At 38.4% G+C, this 18,829-nt stretch carries 20 protein-coding genes; 9 read left to right on the top strand and 11 right to left on the bottom strand.

The genetic code is table 11. The features are described from left to right. Positions 1-17: 17 nt before the first annotated feature. From GO621_RS01115 to GO621_RS01105, 3 genes are all read right to left on the bottom strand, one after another. The gene (locus GO621_RS01115; RefSeq protein WP_157563191.1) at positions 18-224 is read right to left on the bottom strand and encodes a hypothetical protein; all 207 of its coding nucleotides are present in this window, start codon (positions 222-224) and stop codon (positions 18-20) included. Then, positions 221-1,660, bottom strand: a complete 1,440-nt coding sequence (locus GO621_RS01110; RefSeq protein WP_157563188.1) for a sigma-54-dependent transcriptional regulator — start codon at positions 1,658-1,660, stop codon at positions 221-223. Before GO621_RS01110 ends, GO621_RS01115 begins: the two co-directional genes overlap by 4 nt. A gap of 159 nt (positions 1,661-1,819) precedes the next feature. After that, complete coding sequence (locus tag GO621_RS01105) at positions 1,820-2,413, bottom strand: outer membrane beta-barrel protein (RefSeq protein WP_157563185.1); 594 nt, start codon at positions 2,411-2,413, stop codon at positions 1,820-1,822. Positions 2,414-2,672: 259 nt separating this feature from the next. Between GO621_RS01105 and GO621_RS01100 the strand changes: the two genes are divergently transcribed. Further along, on the top strand, positions 2,673-4,340 hold the full coding sequence (locus tag GO621_RS01100) for a glutamine--tRNA ligase/YqeY domain fusion protein (protein ID WP_157563182.1): 1,668 nt from the start codon (positions 2,673-2,675) through the stop codon (positions 4,338-4,340). A 68-nt stretch (positions 4,341-4,408) separates the two neighbouring features. On the opposite strand, the gene GO621_RS01095 is transcribed toward GO621_RS01100, so the two are convergent. From GO621_RS01095 to gltX, 5 genes are all read right to left on the bottom strand, one after another. Next, positions 4,409-4,813 (bottom strand): PIN domain-containing protein, encoded by a 405-nt coding sequence (locus tag GO621_RS01095; protein ID WP_157563180.1) that lies wholly within the window; start codon positions 4,811-4,813, stop codon positions 4,409-4,411. Then, entirely contained in the window at positions 4,814-5,053 is a 240-nt protein-coding gene (locus tag GO621_RS01090; protein WP_157563177.1) for a hypothetical protein, read from the bottom strand. A 100-nt stretch (positions 5,054-5,153) separates the two neighbouring features. After that, positions 5,154-5,987, bottom strand: coding sequence for an N-acetylmuramoyl-L-alanine amidase (locus GO621_RS01085; protein WP_157563174.1), 834 nt, complete (start codon positions 5,985-5,987; stop codon positions 5,154-5,156). A 210-nt stretch (positions 5,988-6,197) separates the two neighbouring features. Continuing rightward, the gene (locus GO621_RS01080) at positions 6,198-7,325 is read right to left on the bottom strand and encodes a Fic family protein (RefSeq protein ID WP_198170090.1); all 1,128 of its coding nucleotides are present in this window, start codon (positions 7,323-7,325) and stop codon (positions 6,198-6,200) included. 7 nt (positions 7,326-7,332) lie between these two features. Next, positions 7,333-8,856, bottom strand: coding sequence for a glutamate--tRNA ligase (gltX, locus tag GO621_RS01075; RefSeq protein WP_157563172.1), 1,524 nt, complete (start codon positions 8,854-8,856; stop codon positions 7,333-7,335). 149 nt (positions 8,857-9,005) lie between these two features. Here gltX and GO621_RS01070 point away from each other — a divergent pair, with 149 nt between their 5' ends. Both GO621_RS01070 and GO621_RS01065 read left to right on the top strand, forming a co-directional pair. Then, positions 9,006-10,217: a sensor histidine kinase gene (locus GO621_RS01070; protein WP_157563629.1), complete on the top strand. Its 1,212-nt coding sequence runs from the start codon at positions 9,006-9,008 to the stop codon at positions 10,215-10,217. Next, positions 10,214-10,726, top strand: coding sequence for a DinB family protein (locus GO621_RS01065; protein WP_157563170.1), 513 nt, complete (start codon positions 10,214-10,216; stop codon positions 10,724-10,726). Before GO621_RS01070 ends, GO621_RS01065 begins: the two co-directional genes overlap by 4 nt. A gap of 9 nt (positions 10,727-10,735) precedes the next feature. Here the strand turns inward: GO621_RS01065 and GO621_RS01060 are convergent, their stop codons facing one another. Beyond that, a complete protein-coding gene (locus GO621_RS01060) occupies positions 10,736-11,098 on the bottom strand; it encodes a DUF6249 domain-containing protein (RefSeq protein WP_157563167.1) in 363 nt (120 codons plus the stop codon). A gap of 272 nt (positions 11,099-11,370) precedes the next feature. On the opposite strand from GO621_RS01060, the gene GO621_RS01055 reads away from it, so the two are divergent. From GO621_RS01055 to GO621_RS01040, 4 genes are all read left to right on the top strand, one after another. Beyond that, entirely contained in the window at positions 11,371-11,949 is a 579-nt protein-coding gene (locus GO621_RS01055; protein WP_157563164.1) for an RNA polymerase sigma factor, read from the top strand. Continuing rightward, positions 11,946-12,434 (top strand): hypothetical protein, encoded by a 489-nt coding sequence (locus tag GO621_RS01050; protein WP_157563161.1) that lies wholly within the window; start codon positions 11,946-11,948, stop codon positions 12,432-12,434. Before GO621_RS01055 ends, GO621_RS01050 begins: the two co-directional genes overlap by 4 nt. 43 nt (positions 12,435-12,477) lie before the next feature. Then, positions 12,478-12,948, top strand: coding sequence for a hypothetical protein (locus tag GO621_RS01045; RefSeq protein WP_157563159.1), 471 nt, complete (start codon positions 12,478-12,480; stop codon positions 12,946-12,948). 167 nt (positions 12,949-13,115) lie between these two features. After that, entirely contained in the window at positions 13,116-13,808 is a 693-nt protein-coding gene (locus GO621_RS01040) for a 3-keto-disaccharide hydrolase (protein ID WP_157563156.1), read from the top strand. A gap of 97 nt (positions 13,809-13,905) precedes the next feature. Here the strand turns inward: GO621_RS01040 and GO621_RS01035 are convergent, their stop codons facing one another. Both GO621_RS01035 and GO621_RS01030 read right to left on the bottom strand, forming a co-directional pair. Next, positions 13,906-14,097: a hypothetical protein gene (locus GO621_RS01035; RefSeq protein ID WP_157563153.1), complete on the bottom strand. Its 192-nt coding sequence runs from the start codon at positions 14,095-14,097 to the stop codon at positions 13,906-13,908. A gap of 59 nt (positions 14,098-14,156) precedes the next feature. Then, positions 14,157-16,610 (bottom strand): PIG-L family deacetylase, encoded by a 2,454-nt coding sequence (locus GO621_RS01030; protein ID WP_157563150.1) that lies wholly within the window; start codon positions 16,608-16,610, stop codon positions 14,157-14,159. Between the two features lie 209 nt (positions 16,611-16,819). Between GO621_RS01030 and GO621_RS01025 the strand changes: the two genes are divergently transcribed. Then, positions 16,820-17,455: a TetR/AcrR family transcriptional regulator gene (locus tag GO621_RS01025; RefSeq protein ID WP_157563148.1), complete on the top strand. Its 636-nt coding sequence runs from the start codon at positions 16,820-16,822 to the stop codon at positions 17,453-17,455. Next, positions 17,452-18,822 (top strand): TolC family protein, encoded by a 1,371-nt coding sequence (locus GO621_RS01020; RefSeq protein WP_157563146.1) that lies wholly within the window; start codon positions 17,452-17,454, stop codon positions 18,820-18,822. The genes GO621_RS01025 and GO621_RS01020 overlap by 4 nt, the downstream gene beginning before the upstream one ends. The last annotated feature ends 7 nt before the right edge of the window (positions 18,823-18,829 follow it).

Here is an 18,829-nt window from a genome sequence, read left to right as displayed (position 1 = left end):
GTGAAACATGTAAATCATTAAATTGGTTTAGCCCTTTTTATAATATTTTCTACTTGTTTACAGCAATTGATAATAATATCTGTATAAGAGATAAAATCTTCATTATCATTTTCTGTAAACTCGGCCTTAATACCTTCTACTGCCAGGTATATATTGCCAAGCTGGTTTCTAATATCATGCTCCAATACCCTTGCAGCAATAATCGCTTCGTTTTCTGCACTCATACTTTTATAGTTTGCTGATGGTCGGCGGCATTCATTTTATTATACAAAGTTTTTCTGTCAATGTTTAGAATTTGTGCAGCTTTTGTTTTATTAAAGTTTACTTCTTTTAAAACCCTCAGAATAGTCTCATATTCGGCTTCTAAGGCAGCGTTTTTCAGATCGGGCTTAGGCGGATTAACTACTTGCTGCTTATATTCTGGCAATACTTCGTTTACCGGTGTTTTTATATAATTACTATATATTTCTAATGGCAATGATTTGGTTAAAATTTCTTCGCCTTCTGTTAATAAAGTAGCCCTGCGGATTACATTTTTAAGTTCGCGGATGTTGCCAGGCCAGGAATAATTGGTTAATGCTGTAGTTGCATCTGCAGAAAAACGGGTAATATTTTTGCCTAATTCCTGACTGGTGATTTTTGCAAAATGAGTAGCAATCAGCATAATATCCGCACCGCGGTTACGTAAAGCAGGCATGTAAATAGCAAATTCGTTAAAACGATGGTACAGGTCTTCCCGGAAATGCCCTTTTTGAATAGCTTCTATCAGGTTTTCGTTTGTTGCTACAATAATGCGTACGTCTAAGTCAATTTCTTTCGTGCTGCCTATCCTTTTTACTTTTCTTTCCTGTACGGTCCTTAATAATGTAGCCTGTATTTCGTAGGATAAATTTCCTATCTCATCTAAAAATAAAGTACCGCCGTTTGCCATTTCAAAATGGCCGATTTTAGTATTTAATGCGCCGGTAAAAGAACCTTTTTCATGGCCAAAAAACTCGCTTCCGGCAAGCTCTTTAGTTAAAGACCCGCAATCCATCGCTATAAAAGGTTTATCATAGCGGTCGCTGTTTTGGTGGATACTTTTTGCTACCGATTCTTTTCCTGTACCACTTTCACCAAAAATAATGACACTATAATTAGTTGGCGAAACCAGGTTTATTTGTCGCGCAAGTTCTTTTGAAGCTTCGCTGGTGCCCGTTACTAAATCACCTTTTCCTAACGTTGGTTTAAAGCTTGTTTTATCAGTGTTTTTTTCCGGATTTTGATAAATATTTTCTGGTGGAGCTGCTGCTAACGCGCTTTGTGTTTCTATGGCTTTGTTGATGGTATTTAGTATTTCATCCGGATAAAGCGGTTTGGTAATATAATCATAAGCGCCCATTTTGATTAGTTCGACTGCCATTTTAATATCAGAATAACCGGTAATAATAATTACGCCTGTTTCCGGGTATTGTTGCTTGATTTTTTTCAAAACCTCCCGGCCATCGGTATCTTCTAACCGAAAATCGCACAGTACAAGTGTAAAAGAATAGTTTTTTAAAAGCTCGGCGGCAGCAGAGCCGCTTGCGGCCGTCATTACTTCAAAACCATTTCGGGTTAAAAACCTGGACAGCAGGTTTGCTGTGTTTATTTCATCATCAATTATAAGCAGCTTTTTCATAACCAGTATCGCTTTAAAAATTCAGCACTACACAACTATAGTTACTGCTTTACGCTAAACCTGAGAAAAAGGTTCCACAATTAGGATTGGAAATTAAGGGCATAAAAAAAACTGCCTTATCTAAAGCAGCTTTTAATGGAGCACATTTATTCAAAAAAATTATTTTAAATCAAAAGCATAAGCTACACGTATTCCGAAGAAATTATTGCTGTTGCCGTTAGTAGTAAATTTGGTATTGCTTTCGTAACGGATGCCGGCATCAATATAATTTTTGTCGCCAACCGGAAATAATACACCAATTTGGGGGGCATAAGTAAATGCAGCAGATTGATTAGCGCCAATATTATTTTTATTAGCAATAAATGAAGCGCCTGCTTCTCCCTGTACATAAAAATTTTCTACAGGAAAATATTTTAAGCCAACTTTTACCGGGATTAAGTTAATGTCGTTGTATTTGGCATCAATTGGGCCAATCTTATAATCCTTGCCAAAAAAGTTGTTAAAGCCAGCATTGGCAGTTACATCCAAGCCAGTAGCAACCGGGAAATCAGCCTGAATAGATCCGCCCAAATTCCAGTTATGTGTATTGCTTAATGATCCAACCGGGAAACCTGCATCTGGGCCAATGCTAAATCGTACTGCTTTAGAAGTTCTGGTAGAAGGTGTACTTGTGGTAGTATTTTGTGCTTGTGCACTGTAGGATAATCCGGCAATAGCCAGGGATAGAATAGAGAATTTAAATAGATTTTTCATTTTTTTATATATTATGTGTTTAAACACGCAACAAATGTAACAACTAAGTTATAGAGCTTTTTCATTCAAATGTCAATATTATTCAATCGATTGATTAACAGACAAATATTTTAATACAAAATTATGAATGCTTCTTTTATCGACTAAAAATTGTGATTAAAGCAGAATTTGTAACTAAAACAGCTATCTATACAATCAATAAAGCTATCCAAATAAAGCGCTGTAAAATTTTTCTACTTTTGCAGAAGCACAATTGGTTATGAGCGAGAAAAGATCATTAAATTTTATAGAAGAAATTGTTGAAGAAGATATCCGTAACGGCAAAAACGGCGGTAAGGTTTTTACCCGTTTCCCGCCGGAACCTAACGGATATTTACATATTGGCCATGCCAAATCCATCTGTCTAAATTTCGGTTTGGCACAGGAATATGGCGGGCAAACCAACCTTCGTTTTGATGATACCAATCCGGTAACCGAAGAAACCGAATACGTAGAAAGTATCAAGGCCGATGTAAAATGGCTGGGTTTTACCTGGGCAAACGAACTCTATGCTTCTGATTATTTCGACCTGCTGTATGCTTTCGCTTTAAACCTGATCCAAAAAGGTTTGGCTTATGTTGATGACAGTTCTCCCGAAGAAATTGCTGCCCAAAAAGGTACACCGACAGAACCGGGAACGCCAAAACAATACCGAAGTCGCAGTGTAGAAGAAAACGAAAGGCTTTTTAAAGAAATGCACGACGGAAAATATCCTGATGGGGCAAAAGTGCTGCGTGCAAAAGCAGATCTGGCTTCGCCGAATATGCACATGCGCGATCCATTAATGTATCGTATCAAACATGCGCACCATCATCGTACTGGCAATAAATGGTGCATTTATCCGATGTATGATTTTGCACACGGACAAAGCGATTCTATCGAAAATATCACGCATTCGCTTTGTACGCTGGAGTTTATCCCGCACCGCGAGTTGTACAACTGGTTTATCGAAAAACTGGAGATTTTCCCTTCGCAGCAATACGAATTTGCGCGTTTAAATATTACTTATACAGTAATGAGTAAGCGTAAACTGCTGCAGTTGGTTAATCAAAAATTTGTTTCCGGCTGGGATGACCCGCGGATGCCAACTATCAGTGGACTGCGGCGTCGTGGTTACACGGCTGCAAGTATCCGTGATTTTTGCGACCGCATTGGTGTAGCTAAAAGAGAAAACTTGATTGATTACAGTTTGCTGGAATTTTGCATTCGGGAAGAACTAAATAAAACGGCCTGGAGAAGAATGGCTGTCTTAGACCCGGTAAAAGTAGTCATCACCAATTATCCGGAAGGACAGGAAGAAATGCTGCACGGCAAAAATAACCCGGAAGCAGAAGGCGGCGAAGGCAGCCGGGATATTCCTTTTAGTCGCGAGCTTTATATCGAGCGTGAAGATTTTATGGAGAATGCGCCTAAAAAATTCTTCCGTTTAGGTCCGGGTTTAATGGTTCGTTTAAAAAATGCTTACATTATTCAATGCGAGGATTTTGTTAAAGATGAAAACGGCCAGATCACCGAAATCCGTTGCAGCTATATCCCGGAAAGCAAAAGCGGACAAGATACCAGCGGCATCAATGTAAAAGGAACTATCCATTGGGTAAGCGTGCCGCATGCAAAAACTGCCGAAGTGCGTTTATACGACCGTTTGTTTACAGCAGAAGATATGGGCAGTGCAGAAGGTAATTTTGAAGATCTTATCAATCCGCAAAGTTTAACTGCGGTTACTGCTTTTATCGAACCAGATTTGACACAAGCGGAAATAGGCCGCGGCTATCAGTTTATCAGAAAAGGTTATTTTTGTCTGGATCCTGATTCTACTTCTGGAAATTTAGTTTTTAACAGGACGGTTACTTTAAAAGATACCTGGGCTAAGGAAGTTAAGAAGTGTTGATGCTGTTTTTATCGGGTGAAATCTGTAATAGTTATTGAAAAGGTTTGTAGTATTTTAATTTATATAAATCACTTCCGCTGAAACCAGTTTTCAATAACTATTCCATCTAATCTCTGAAAATCTTTAACATTATCGGTAACTAAAGTTAGTTTATTTTCAATTGCAGTTACTCCAATTAAAAGATCAAAGTCATCGTGCATAGGTGTTCCTATTCTTCGTAATCTTACTTTTTCTTTCGCATAACGTTTAATACTGCCAACAATTGGAATTATAGTTAAGCCCAGTAAAAAATCATCAACAACTTTATACGATTTTATCGGATTGCTGCTATTTTCGGCACCATAAGAAAGTTCAACAACTGTAATCTCGGATATGTAAAAATTTTCCCGTCCTTTTTCTTTGATAAACTTATCTAAATCCAGTTTCCCTCTAAGGAAATAAACACAAATTGAAGTATCAAGCAAATATTGCATTTAAAATTGTATATCTTTTTCTCTAAATTTTCTGCTTGATCTAATATCTTCAATAATTTCTTCTGCTTCCTTTCCTAAATCAAATGCGCCAAAAGAGTTGTAAAATATAGTTTCTACACTTTTGTTTTCTTTTTTTAATGACTTTGTAAGGCTTTCAATTAATCCAATTTTACTACTTGGACTAAGACCTTCAAAAAGCTTTGAATAGGATTCAATAATATGTTTGTCTGTATAAGTCATTTTAATTAGGTTTACTTATTAAAAATATCTGATGTAGTTTTAATTAGAAAGTTTTATCCGAGTAAAAAGTGTATATAAAGATAATTATATCCTATTAAAATTAATACTTCCTAATCAAATTATTCAAAATCATCCTGCTCGAATCCGTAACCATCCGTGTACTATCCTGCGGTGTAAAATGCCGCTTAAAAGCAGCTAATGCAGCAATAGAATCACGTGTATCATAACCAATAATACGCATCGCTTGCAAAGCATTAAAGTTTGCCGGAACAGTGTCTAAAGCCATATCGTACCAGTTGCCAAAACCATGTTCGGCTAAAGTTTTCCAGGGAAAGTATTTATTCGGATCGTTTTTGCGGGTTGGTGCAATATCGCCATGCCCGATAAAATTAGCGGTTGGAATATTGTAGTTTTTTTTCAGGTTAGCAAGCAACAGTAGCAAGCTGTTAATTTGTGCTTCCGGGAAAGGTACAAAACCATTATTGTCCAGTTCAATACCAATCGAATTACTGTTGATGTCGGTATTTCCTCCCCATTTGGCATTTCCGGCTTGCCACGCACGCAAGTAATCATTCAGCATATGGTAAACCTTGCCGTCTTTCCCAATCACATAATGCGCACTTACCTGCGTTCTGGGAAGCGTAAAAGTTTTCAAGGTTTGTTCTGTTGAGTTTTGCGCGGTATGATGGATGATGACATAGTTGGGTTTACGCAAATTGAAATTGGTTGTGCCAACCCAATTGGCCTTATCAGGCGGCGTTTCTCCTGTTGTTACCGGCGGGACTTGACCGATAATCTTTGCATACGCTTTCGCTTGTTTTTTATACGAACGATTTGTAATGGCATAAGGATTACTGGCGCAACCGCCTAAAATCAGGGTAGCAAGAGTAAATAAAGAGAGAAGAGTTAAAAAGGGAAAAGGGTTCGTTTTCATTGAAAGCAAGATAGAAAAAATCAGACTGAAAAACTGATATGTATAGAAAATGGCGTTTTTCTATATACGTTAATAACGACATGTATAGAAAATGGCGTTTTTCTATACACGTCAAAAGTGATATGTAAAGATTTTGCTGTTTTCTTTACATATCAGTATCCACATTTAAAGATTTTGGCATTTTCTTTACACGTTATTTAATCAATCAATTTATAATTTTTCAGCATTTATTGTTTTAATAGGTGGCGCAATAGCATCTTTTACAGGTTCTCCTTTAAATAATTGGTATAAAGGAGTATTGATGTAGAAATTGCTACGGCCAATCCTTTGTTTTTCTAAGAAACCTTTTTCTACCAGCAAATCTATATATCTGGTTGCAGTTAACCTGGAAACCATTAGTTCATTCATCAGAAATTCGATTTTGGTATAGGGATGTCTGAATAAGTTATTTAAAAGGTCTTGACTATACATTTTTGGAAATTCTTTGCGGATCCGCATTTTATAATCCTGCATCAAGGTTTTGATGTTGACAATTAATAAAATAGTTTCTTTTGCGGTTTGCTCAATGCCGTCCAGCATGTATAAAATCCATTCTTCCCAATCACCTGTATCTCTTACTTTTTGTAATAAACGGTAATAATCACTTTTATGCCTGATGATATAACGACTTAAATAAAGTATCGGTAAATCAAGCAGTTCGTTTAGGACCAGGTATAAAATATTAATAATCCTGCCCGTTCTGCCGTTCCCATCATAAAAAGGATGGATACTTTCAAACTGATGATGGATCACAGCCATTTTAATTAAAGGGTCAGCAGGATATAATTCTGTATCATTAATAAATGAAATCAGGTTATCCATTAATTGGATGACAGAATCATAATCCTGCGGAGGCGTATAAACAGTTTCTCCGGTTGCTTCATTTACTAAAGAAGTTCCGGGTAGTTTACGATAACCGGCGTCATTTTGCTCTAAGATTTTTTGAATTTGAAGAATATGACTGGTTTTTAAAATTTTTTGCTGCCGGATCATCTGAAAACCTGTTTTCAAGGCTTCAGCATAACTGTTAACTTCTTTTGCAGAAGCATTTAAAAAAAGCTCTTCAAAAAGCATTGCTTTATAAATCTCATCATGGGTGGTAATGATATTTTCTATGGCAGAACTATCTTTCGCTTCCTGTAAGGTAAGGGTATTGATCAGGATAGTTTCATTAGGAATAGTTGACGAAATACCTTTCAGTTCTGCCAGCCGACGATGCGCAGCAGGTAGTTTTTTTAGAACAGCTTTTGTTTCCAGATCAGTATCTGGAGGAAGGGCTTTTATATTGGATTTCATCATGCTTCTTTTATCGGCCTAAAATTGCTAAAGCCAGTTCAATTCTTTCCACCGTTTCCTCTTTGCCCAACACTTCGGCAATATCAAAAACCGCAGGGCCAAATTTTCCGCCAACCAGCATCACACGTAAAGGCAGCATTACTTCGCCAATTTTAATGCCTTTTTCCTGCGTTAATGCTTTAAAAGCTGCTTCGATCGATGCTGCTTCCCAGCTTGCTGTTTCCTGCGTTTTTTGGATGAAAGCAATGAAAAAATCAGTTTTGGCATCATTCCATTTGGGTTGGATGCTTGTCCAATCAATCTTACTTTCGGCAGGTTTCTGGAAGAAGTACGAAGCATGTTCGTAAAAATCAGTCAGCAAAGTACAGCGGTCTTTTACCAGATCAATAATTTTAGTAAGCTGCGGATGGTTTTCTGCGGAAATGTCATGTTGCCTTAAAACAGAAATAACGTTAGGCGTTAAGCTGATTGCAGTGCTTTGCCTGATCCACTCGTGGTTAAACCATTTCGCTTTCTCAAAATCAAACTGCGCACCTGCTTTGCTGATTCGTTCCATCGAAAATTGCTCCACCAGTTCATCCAACGTAAAAATCTCCTGATCTGTTCCGTTGTTCCAGCCTAAAAGTGCCAGTAGGTTTACAAAAGCTTCCGGTAAAAAACCCAATTCGCGGAAACCTTTTGTCAAATCGCCAGATTTTGGATCGGTCCAGTTCATGGCATAAACCGGGAAACCTAAACGGTCGCCATCACGTTTGCTTAATTTTCCGTGTCCGTCAGGTTTTAAAATCAAAGGCAAATGTGCCCATTGCGGCATTTCATTTTTCCAGCCTAAATATTCCCACAAAAGCAAATGTACCGGTGCGGATGGCAGCCATTCTTCCCCGCGGAAAGCATGTGTAATTTGCATCAGGTAATCATCCACTACAACCGCCAAATGATAAGTGGGCATACCGTCAGCCTTTAAAAGTACTTTGTCATCAACCTGGCTGGTTTCAAAATTAACGCGCCCGCGGACCATATCGGTAAAACCAATGGTTTCATCCACCGGCATTTTAATGCGGATGACGTGCGGCGTTCCTTTATCCAATAATTCCTGTACTTCTTTTACCGGCAAAAAAAGTGAATTGCGCAAAGAGCTGCGGTGTGCGTGCCCGTATTGAAAATTGGTTATTTCTGCACGTTTTTGTTCCAGTTCTTCCGGTGTATCAAAAGCGTAATAAGCGTTCCCTTGTTTAACCAGTTGCTCGGCGTACTGCCGGTAAAGCGCTTTGCGCTCGCTTTGTCGGTATGGCCCAAATCCGCCGCCTGCATGCGGCCCTTCATCCGGCGTTATGCCGCACCAGTTTAAACAATCTATAATATATTCTTCTGCACCTTCTACAAAGCGCGTTTGGTCGGTATCTTCAACCCGTAAAATAAAATCGCCTTCGTTTTGTCGGGCAAAAAGATAATTAAAAAGCGCAGTACGCACTCCGCCCAGATGCAGGCCGCCGGTTGGGCTTGGCGCAAACCGGACTCTTACTTTTTTAGACATTATATAATTTTAAGCGGTAAAAACAGCATTTGTTTAATTAAAGCAAAGATAAGTTTTAACCTTGTAGATAAATGCTTCAATAATTTTAAAGCAAAGCCAAAATGAACCCAACTGCCATATTTCAGGACGATTCGCGTATTTTGAAGCGGATGAACCCTTACGAACACAAACGACAGTGGAATTATCTGCTGCTTGTTTTTGCCGCAGTTATTGCCAGCGGCTCTTTGTTTTATACCAATTACTTAGTAAAACATATAGCTGAATCCGAACATACGCGTGCCGAAGTTTGGGCGAGAAGTATGCAGCAGGTTTTATCTTCTGATGATAATGATTTTTTAAATTACGTTTTTACCGTTCGTGATAGCCTTTCTGTTCCTGCCATTATTACCGATGAAAAAGGCGATTTCATCTCTACTAAAGGCCTCGATTCTACCAAAACCTTTATTGATCTGGAAGAAAAAAACCAGGTAAAAGGAGCGCCGGCCGTAAAATACGACCTGCAATATTTTAAAGACGAACTGGCTTCTATGAAAGCCCAGCACGAGCCCATCCGCTTAAAGATGTTCGGAAGCAATTACTGGCTGGTTTATTACAAGGATTCGCTGCTGCTTACCCAGCTTAAAATTTTTCCGTATGTGCAGCTTTTGCTCATTGCCGTTTTCCTTTTGGTTGCTTATACCGCTTTTAATTCGTCCAGAAAATCAGAGCAGAACCAGGTTTGGGTTGGCCTGGCCAAAGAAACAGCACACCAGTTAGGCACGCCCATTTCTTCGTTAATGGCCTGGATCGAGTTGCTGAAAGATAAGTTTAATGCCGAAGATGACCCGCTTTTACTGGAAATGGACAACGATGTTAAACGCCTAGAAATTGTGGCAGACCGTTTTTCTAAGATCGGTTCAAAACCCGCATTAGAAACGCATGTAGTTTACGATGTGGTTAAAGATTATGTAGATTATTTTAAAGTGCGGGTTACCAATAAAATCAGTTTTGATTTAGCAGGAGATACACAGTTAAAGGCAGGTTTAAATATTCCTTTGTTTGATTGGGTTTTAGAAAACCTGCTTAAAAACGCCGTAAATGCTATTGAAGGAACCGGACAAATCAAAGTTTTTATCCGCGGAAGCGTATCAAAAAAATTAGTTTATATTGATGTTAGCGATACTGGAAAAGGTATCCCGCGTTCTAAATTCCTGACCGTTTTCCGTCCGGGTTACACCACGCGGAAACGTGGCTGGGGCTTAGGGCTTTCGTTAACCAAACGGATGATCGAAAATTATCATAACGGACAAATTTTTGTGAAAGACTCTGAAGTTGGAAAAGGCACCACTTTTCGTATTATTTTAAAAAGACTTGAAGCATGATCAGCAAACCGAAACCAGAAGAATACGCGCCATTTTACCAAGGATATGTAGATTTGGTTGGTGATGACGATGTGCTCGAAAAACTCTCATCCAATCAGAAAAAGACTTATGAGTTCTTTTTATCCCTTCCGCCGGACAAAGCTGATTTTGCTTATGCCGAAGGAAAATGGTCGGTAAAAGAAGTATTGGGCCACATGATCGATACGGAAAGAATTATGAGTTATCGTTTGCTACGGTTTTCACGTGCCGATCATCATCCGCTGGCTGGTTTTAATGAAAACTTTTACACTTCAAAATCAAACTACAGGTTACGCGAACTGGAAGATCTGGCAGACGAATTTAGCGCGTTACGAAAAGCGAACCTGTACCTGTACAAAAACCTGACCGAAGAAGAGTTAAAACGTAAAGGAAAAGCCAGCAACGCCATTGTTTCTGTAAAAGCATTGCTGTATATAATCTCGGGCCACGAAATGCACCACATCAATATCATCAAAGAAAGATACCTGTAAAAGAAGCATTTACAGTTCTTTCTTTTGGTTTGCTTTTCTTTCTATCAAATAAGAAACAAACAAACCCAAGCCACCAAAAAATGCAATCAGCGAAAAATAAATTGCAGGGCTGTTTTCGTCTGATAAGGCAAAATGGTCTATCATATAAGCAATAAACAAACCCAAGCCCGAGCCAATAAGCAATAAGCCAAAGGTTAGGCTAAAGGCCGGATTGCTTTGCCGCTGTCTCGGTAAACGGTTATCGGGTTCCATGCCACGCTCAATCATGGCCATTCTTTCTTTGTTCCTGAGGTAAATAATCCCAAAAATCAAAGCAAAAAGTGCAAGCGGAACTAAAATTGGGATTAAAAGGGCTAATTGACTCTGACTCATTTTATTAATATTAAAAAAGTTAAATTTATTGAATTACAAGTTATGACCACCTGCTTTTAAATTAGGTTACACATAAGCATAAATAAATTTTATATTGATAAAAGAAGCAAATTCCATTTAGCAAACCTGCGGTCTTGACTTTTTGGTTCTTTTTGGTCAAGCAAAAAGGACGTTAAATACAGTTAAATAAAAAGATGCTCATAAATTTATATCGATAAAAGAAGCATTAGCTGTAACCTCATCTTAATTTCGGGCGTCAGAGTTTACAATTCATGCAAAAAGAATTAAGCGATATAGAACTGATTAAGCAGGTTTTGGCCGGCCATCAGTCTGCTTACGCAGATTTGGTGAAACGCCATCAGCGGTACGTTTTTACGCTTGCCATACGTTTTGTAAAAAACAGGGAAAACGCGGAAGAAGTGGCGCAGGATTGTTTTGTAAAAGCGTATAAAGCATTGGGTTCTTTTCAGCAGCAATCTAAATTTAGTACATGGCTGTACACAATTGTTTATACTACTTCCATGACTTTTCTGCGGAAGAAAAAATTGAACACCTATTCTATAGATGATGATGCTGTTTTTATGGAGGTAAAAAATCAAACAGAATTTAAAACGGACCAAACAGAACAAAAATCGCAAACGTTCTATATTAATTTAGCCATCAGTAAATTATTGCCGGATGATGCCGCCATCATGACTTTATTTTACCAGGGCGAACAATCATTAGAAGAAATAGCAGCCGTAATGGAAATGGAAACTAATACGGTGAAAGTAAAACTGCACCGGGCGCGGCATCGTTTAAAAGAAAAGCTGGAAAGTTTGTTAAAAGAGGAAGTGAGGGAATTGTTATGAACGAAATAGAAGAAAAACTTTGGAATTATATAGATGGTTTTTGTACAGAAGAAGAGCAAAAAACCATCAGCCAGCGTATTGAAAAAGATGAAAATTACCGGAGGAAATATGCAGAATTGTTAGCATTTCAGGAAAACATAAATGCAATTGACCTGGAAGAACCATCAATGGGTTTTACCTTTAAAGTGATGGAAAACATCCGGTCAGAACAGGCACGAGTACCCTTAAAAACGCATATTAACCATCGCATTATTGGGGTAATTGCTGCTTTTTTTATCTTTTCAATACTGCTTCTTTTGGGATATATTTTTGCAAATATCAGTTGGTCGCATGCGGTTGCAATAAAATTACCACAAATTAATCTGCCTGCTGTAAACAGTTATTTAAATCCGGTAGTTATTAAAGGGTTTTTGTTTTTTGATGTGGTTTTAGGATTGTTCTTTTTAGATCATTATTTTAGAAAATGGTTTTTTGAAAAGAAATAGCGCTATTTTTAGCTATAAATCGTGGTTCAAAAAATTAAGGCAGATGGCAAAAGCAACAATACAAGTAATAGCAGCTTTGCGTAAAACGGCAGAAAACTTGCAAAACAAAGCGCCGTACCAATGGGGCCACATGGGCAGTTGTAATTGCGGTAATTTAGCACAAGTGGTTACAAATCTGGACAAGGCAGCTATACACCGGGAAGCAATGCGCCGACATGGCGACTGGAACGAACAATTATTTGATTATTGTCCGCAAAGCGGTTTGCCTTTTGATCATATTATCGACGAAATGCTGGCCTTTGGCTTTACCCGTTCTGACCTTGCCCATCTGGAAAAACTTTCTGATGATGCAGTTCTGGCTAATCTCCCGCAGGGAAAACAATATTTAAAGCACAACAAAAGCGAAGACGTAATTAAATATTTAAACAGCTGGGCAGGTTTATTAGAAAAAAAGCTAATTTCTGGTATGATAATTGAAGAATCATTATTTGAATCAATAGCAATATTGGTTTAATTGTGATAAGGTTTAGGTTGAAAGCTCCACGGACACCGTTTCGTGGGGCTTTTATTTTTTACACTGATTTTTATGTGCTAAAAGAAGCATATCTTGGTTAAGATTTATAAATTTAACAGCTTTAAAAGAAGCTTCAACCAATTTAATAACACAAACCTTAACCAATTATGAAACTCTTTCTGTTAAGCTTATTTGTATCTGTTGCTTTTATTTATCCGGCATCTGCCCAAAATCAATCTTCCCAAAAACAATATGGAGAACAGTTGTTGTTTAACGGAAAGAATACGCAGGGCTGGCATACTTACCTGAAACCGGATGTTACGCCTGCCTGGACAGTTGCTAACGGCATCCTCCAATTAAATCCAAAAGCCGAAGGCCAGGGAGATTTAGTAACTAATGAGGAATACGAAAATTTTGAATTAACCTTAGAATGGAACATTGCCGAAGGTGGAAACAGTGGTTTAATTTTCGGCGTTCATGAAGACCCTGCTTTTCATAATACGTATGATACCGGTATAGAAATGCAGATTTTGGATAACAAAAATGCAGAAGACAATAAAAAGGCCAATCATTTAGCGGGGTCGTTATATGATATGAAAGCTCCTTCGCAGGATGTTGCTAAACCGGCCGGACAATGGAACCTGGTAAAATTGCGTAAACAGAACGGGCATCTAACATTTTGGCTGAACGGTGTAAAAATAGTAGAAACCCAAATGGGCAGCGAAGAATGGAAAACCATGCTCGAAAACAGCAAGTTTAAGACCTGGAAAAACTTTGCGGCCTTTCCGAAAGGGCATATTGCATTACAAGATCATGGCTATGGCGTTTCCTTTAGAAATATTAAAATCCTCCAGCTTTAAGATCTGGTATTAATTAAACACAAAAACTAAAAAACCAGCTAAACCACATTTGTGGTTTAGCTGGTTTTTTAGTTTGATAAAAGCGCGGAACTGTTCCTTAATTTTCTACGTCTCTTGGTGCAACTTTACTTACATAAAACCCTGCGCTCAGCAAACCCAGTACGGCGCCGATCAGCATCCATAAAAAAGTTCCCTGTACAATATAAGCAGTAATAATTCCTGCCAACAAACCCACTATATAGTATAAGTTGTCAAAATTTTTAACTTCTTCTGTTTCGTTATTTTCCATAATGCTGTTTTTACGGCAGTAAAATTAACCGAATAATTGATTGCTGCCTAATGCTAATTTTATTTTTTTGCTTTGCTGATCAAATTGATAAATAAACGGTAAGCGCCCGGAACACCTGCCGGCAATTCCCTGAAAAATACCAGCGAAGTATATACAAATCGTCCTTTTCCGTAATCTGCAACTAATAACGAACCTTTATTTGGTTGTTCATTTGGATCGTTTAGTTGCAAAATAGTTCTGTATTTTGGGTCGATGTCTGTTGCAAAGTAAATTCCTCTTTCCTGAATCCAGCCTTTAAAATCCTGGTCTGTTATTTTATTTGGATAATTTAAAACCGGATCAGCAGGATCTAAAATAGTAACCGGCGCATTTTCATCTGTAACCCGAACGTTAACGATACGAAACGGAAACGGGCCAATCCGGTTAGTTACCAAACCATTATTGTTGTTGTATTGCACTAATAAATTGCCTCCGTTTTTAACATATTCTAATAATTTAGGCTGTTCAACGGTTAAACGATTGTTAATGTTGAAAGCGCGCACACCAATAATAATCGCATCATAAACAGAGAGGTTGCCGGTCAGTATTTCATTTTCCGTAAGCGTATTAACCTGATAGCCTACTTGTTGCAAAGCTTCCGAAACTAAATCTCCAGCTCCGGGCACATAAGCAATTCTTTTGCCGTTTGTTTTTAAATCTACATTAACCAGTTTTGCTTCTGCCGGCGGGAAAAAAGTAATATTCGGAATGTGCTCGTAACTAATTTGATGAATGCCTTGTGTATAAGTTTTGCCATTAACCTGCGTAATTGCTTGTATGGTATCGGTTTCGTTTTTGCTGATGCCGGAAGTAACAGTAAAAACAGCGCCCCACTCGTCCCCCTTTTTTTTGCCGGTAAAAGAAGCATTTGCGGGAGCTACTTTCCATCCGGCCGGAACTTTTAAACTGATGCTGCCATTACTGTTGGTAAAACTTTTCAATTTAACCGTAATTTGTTTAGGCTGATTGTTGTTGAAAATATAAACTTCCTGATCCAAATTTGCAGTAACCGGCGGTGTAATTTCTAAAGGCTGATAAACTTCTCCGCGAACCGGGTTTACGTATTTATACATCAGTTGTCGCTGCAGAGTGATCAGATGCCCATAAATTACAAATTGCCATTTAACAGTAACCGGATCAGGGTTTTCAGGATAACCAACTAACTGCTGCTCTGCTACCGGATACATTTCGTGAATTTGCGGGCCATCGAGCCAGTAAGGCTGCGTAATTTTTTTTGCAATGGTTTTACTGTCTAAACCAAGCATTTGGTTGGCTGGCAACAAAGTATTAAAAGTGTTTTTCTGATCGCCTGCTTCGGTAGCTACCAGCTTAATATTTATCCCGGACCGATCAATCACCTGGTTGCGGATGCTGATGCTGTCGCCAACAGCATAAGTAGGGTTAACGGCATAACTTTCCAGCCATAAACCAGCGCAGGCCGGTATCAGTAAATCCAGTTCTTTTAATTTTTGTGTTTTCCAGTATGCATCTGAAAGTTTTTGTACGGAAGCATAAATATCCATCAACAGCGGCAAAGATTTTGCCGGTTCTGTTGGATTGAAACTTTTTACCAGATCATTGATCCTGATATTAATTTCGTCTCCGCCCTGCACTCTTTTCCAGGTAGTATTTACGCCATCCATTAAATCTGTTCTTGGGGCATCGCCTAATATCGTTTTAAAAAATTCGTAAGAAGTGCCGCGTTGTTTTGCGGTGCCAAATCCCTGGCTTTTATGGTTAGAGCGACTGTCGGCAGCAATTTCGCCATAACCTTTCCCCAGCAGCGTATTATAAACGCCAACATCAATCTTAAACTGGTCGGGGTTGGTGGTGTCATTTCCGCCAAAATTAAACGTATTCCAAAGCAGACGTTTGGCCTGCCAGGGTTGTACAAATTGTAACTGTTCCGGGAAACGTTTCGGATCTGCAGCAGCCGCAAAAGCTTCCTGCGCCAGTATGGCCGATGCGGTATGGTGCCCGTGCCCGCCTTCGCCGGTTGTAGGGAAACGGCAGATCATTACATCCGGCCTGAATTTTCTGATCACCCAAACTACATCTCCCAGAATTTTTTCTCTGTCCCAGATTTTTAAAGTTTCGTCCGGCCCTTTAGAAAAACCAAAATCTTTTGCACGTGTAAAAAATTGTTCTGCGCCATCTACGTGCCTTGCAGCCAGCAATTCTTGTGTCCGTATTAACCCAAGCAATTCGCCCTGCTCATTGCCAATTAAATTTTGTCCGCCATCGCCTCTGGTTAAAGCCAGATAACCGGTTCTGTAATGTTTTTCCTGTGCTAGATAAGCCAGCAAACGGGTGTTTTCATCATCGGGATGGGCAGCAACGTAAAGGACGCTTCCTAAAACGGGCAGTTTTTTAAGTTCCTGTTCGATAGAAACCCGGTCAGCAGGAGGAGAAGTTTGTGCATAAATACTGCTTTTACACCATAAAAAAAGCAGCAGGATATAGAAACGTTTCATTATTTAGATAAAATGGTGAAGTTAGTTAAAAAGATCATGGCTTATTTGTTCGCGGTTTATTAACACAAAGTATAACAACAATTTTATAGTGGTAAAAGAAGTATTTATATTAAGTATGGGCTTTACTTCAGGTTAAAAAAACATTTATGTGTCAATTATTTTACAACAACTTGTAGTTTAATCAATCGTTTGATTAAATTTGCATCGAAATGGAAAAAGAGAAAACCGACAAAAAGGATCATATTCTGGATGTTGCCGAAAAGGTTTTTTCGGAGTTGGGATATGACGGTGCTTCCACACGTTTAATTTCAGGTGAAGCAAATGTGAACATGGCCATGCTTAATTATTACTTTGGCTCGAAGGAAGGTTTGTTTATTGCTGTTTTTGAGCGTAAAATAAATCTTTTTAGGACCTTGCTGCAAAACATCAACGAAGATGAAAGCTTGAGTTCCTGGAACAAGCTGGAACTTTATATTGATAAATATGTAGATCGGGTTGTTGCCAACAGTTGTTTTCAAAAGCTGGTTAACCGGGAGGTTTCTTTAAGCAGGCATGCAGAAATTAATGAGAAAATCACCGACATTTTAATGACTAATGTGTTAGAATTTAAAAAAGTGATGCAGGAGGGGGTTGATAACGGCTCGTTTTTTGAAGGTGCAGACATCGGCCTGTGTATTGCAACTATTTTTGGCACTAAAAATTATATCATCAATACGCCGCAAGTTGCCTCGCGGATGCTGGGTAAAGATGTGCTGGATGAAAACTTCCTGGAATCAGAATTAAAGCCACGTATGAAAATATACATGAAAAAACTTTTAAAATCTTATTTAGCAACAGAAAAATGATAGAACAAATTAATAAATTAACTTCAGCTTTTGCATTTAACAGCAGGAGGGCTACTGTTTTAAAGTGTGTTACCTCGGTGCTGCTATTAGTAGCTGCCACAGTTGGTACAGTAAATGCACAAGACAGAACACTTACTTTAGATGAAGCTATTAAATTAGGCTTAGACAACAGTAAAACTTTAAAGTATTCCCAATCAAAAATAGATCAGGCGGTTTCTCAATATAACCAGGCGAAAGACCGTGCTTTGCCCAGCGGGAGCGTAAGTTACATGTACAGCCGCGCACAAATTCCGGTTAATAACTTAAGCTTTGGGACGAGTTCTTTCAGCCTGCCAAAAAGTGCAAATGCTAATTTAGGGATCGCTTCTCTTGCTGAACCAATTTATGCAGGCGGAAAATTTAAATATGCACGCGAATCAACAGACTTACTGGTAAAAGTAGCCCGTTTAGATGTTGATAATGATAAAGACCAGATTACTTATGGCATTATCAACGAATACTACAATTTGTACAAAGTATTACAAAACAAAAAAGTAGTAGAGCAAAATTTAGCAACTGTTGACCAACAGATTAAACAGGCACAACGTTTTTTTGAACAGGGGATTGTTACTAAAAATGATGTTTTACGTTTTCAGTTACAACGTTCTGATATTGAATTAAACGGTATCGAACTGGAGAGCAATCGTAAAATAATTAATTACAATCTGAATGTGTTGTTAGGTTTGCCGGAAACAACTGAAATTGGCGTATCTCAGGTTAACACTATAGATGATCCCGTGTTGCCTTTAACAAACTATTTGGACAGTGCTTATGCAAATCGCCCGGAGTTACGCCAGGTAGATTTACGTACACAAATTGCAGAAACCAATATTAAAAATACACGTGCAGACAGGTTGCCAACATTAGCAGCAACAGTTGGGGCATATTATCTGGATATTGCGCTTAACCCTTTCCCAACAAAAGGTAATTATATCACCCCACTTACTGCAGGTTTATCATTCTCCTGGAACTTTGGCTCACTTTGGAGCAACAAAAACAGGGAAACAGAAGCCCGTATTGAACGCGATCAAACCATTATAAATAAAGGCATTACTACAGATAACCTGAAAAATGAAGTGAATCAAAACTATCAGAACTATTTAGCTGCTTTAAATAAGGTGAACTTATTACAAACTTCTATTGCACAGGCTACAGAAAACAACAGGCTGCAGGAATCGCGTTACAGGAGCAATATTGCTACAGCAACAGATCGTGCGGATGCACAAACCTTACTTTATCAGGCACAAATTAACCTGGAACTTGCAAAAGCAGATGCGGGTTTAGCTTATTATAATTTATTAAAATCAACCGGAAAAATCAACAAATAAAATTAGA

The sequence above is a fragment of the Mucilaginibacter arboris genome, assembly GCF_009754915.1.
In the GTDB taxonomy this organism is placed as follows: domain Bacteria; phylum Bacteroidota; class Bacteroidia; order Sphingobacteriales; family Sphingobacteriaceae; genus Mucilaginibacter_A; species Mucilaginibacter_A arboris.
The sequence above is the reverse complement of the archived record's forward strand: the minus strand, read 5'-3'. Positions and strand labels throughout refer to the sequence as shown.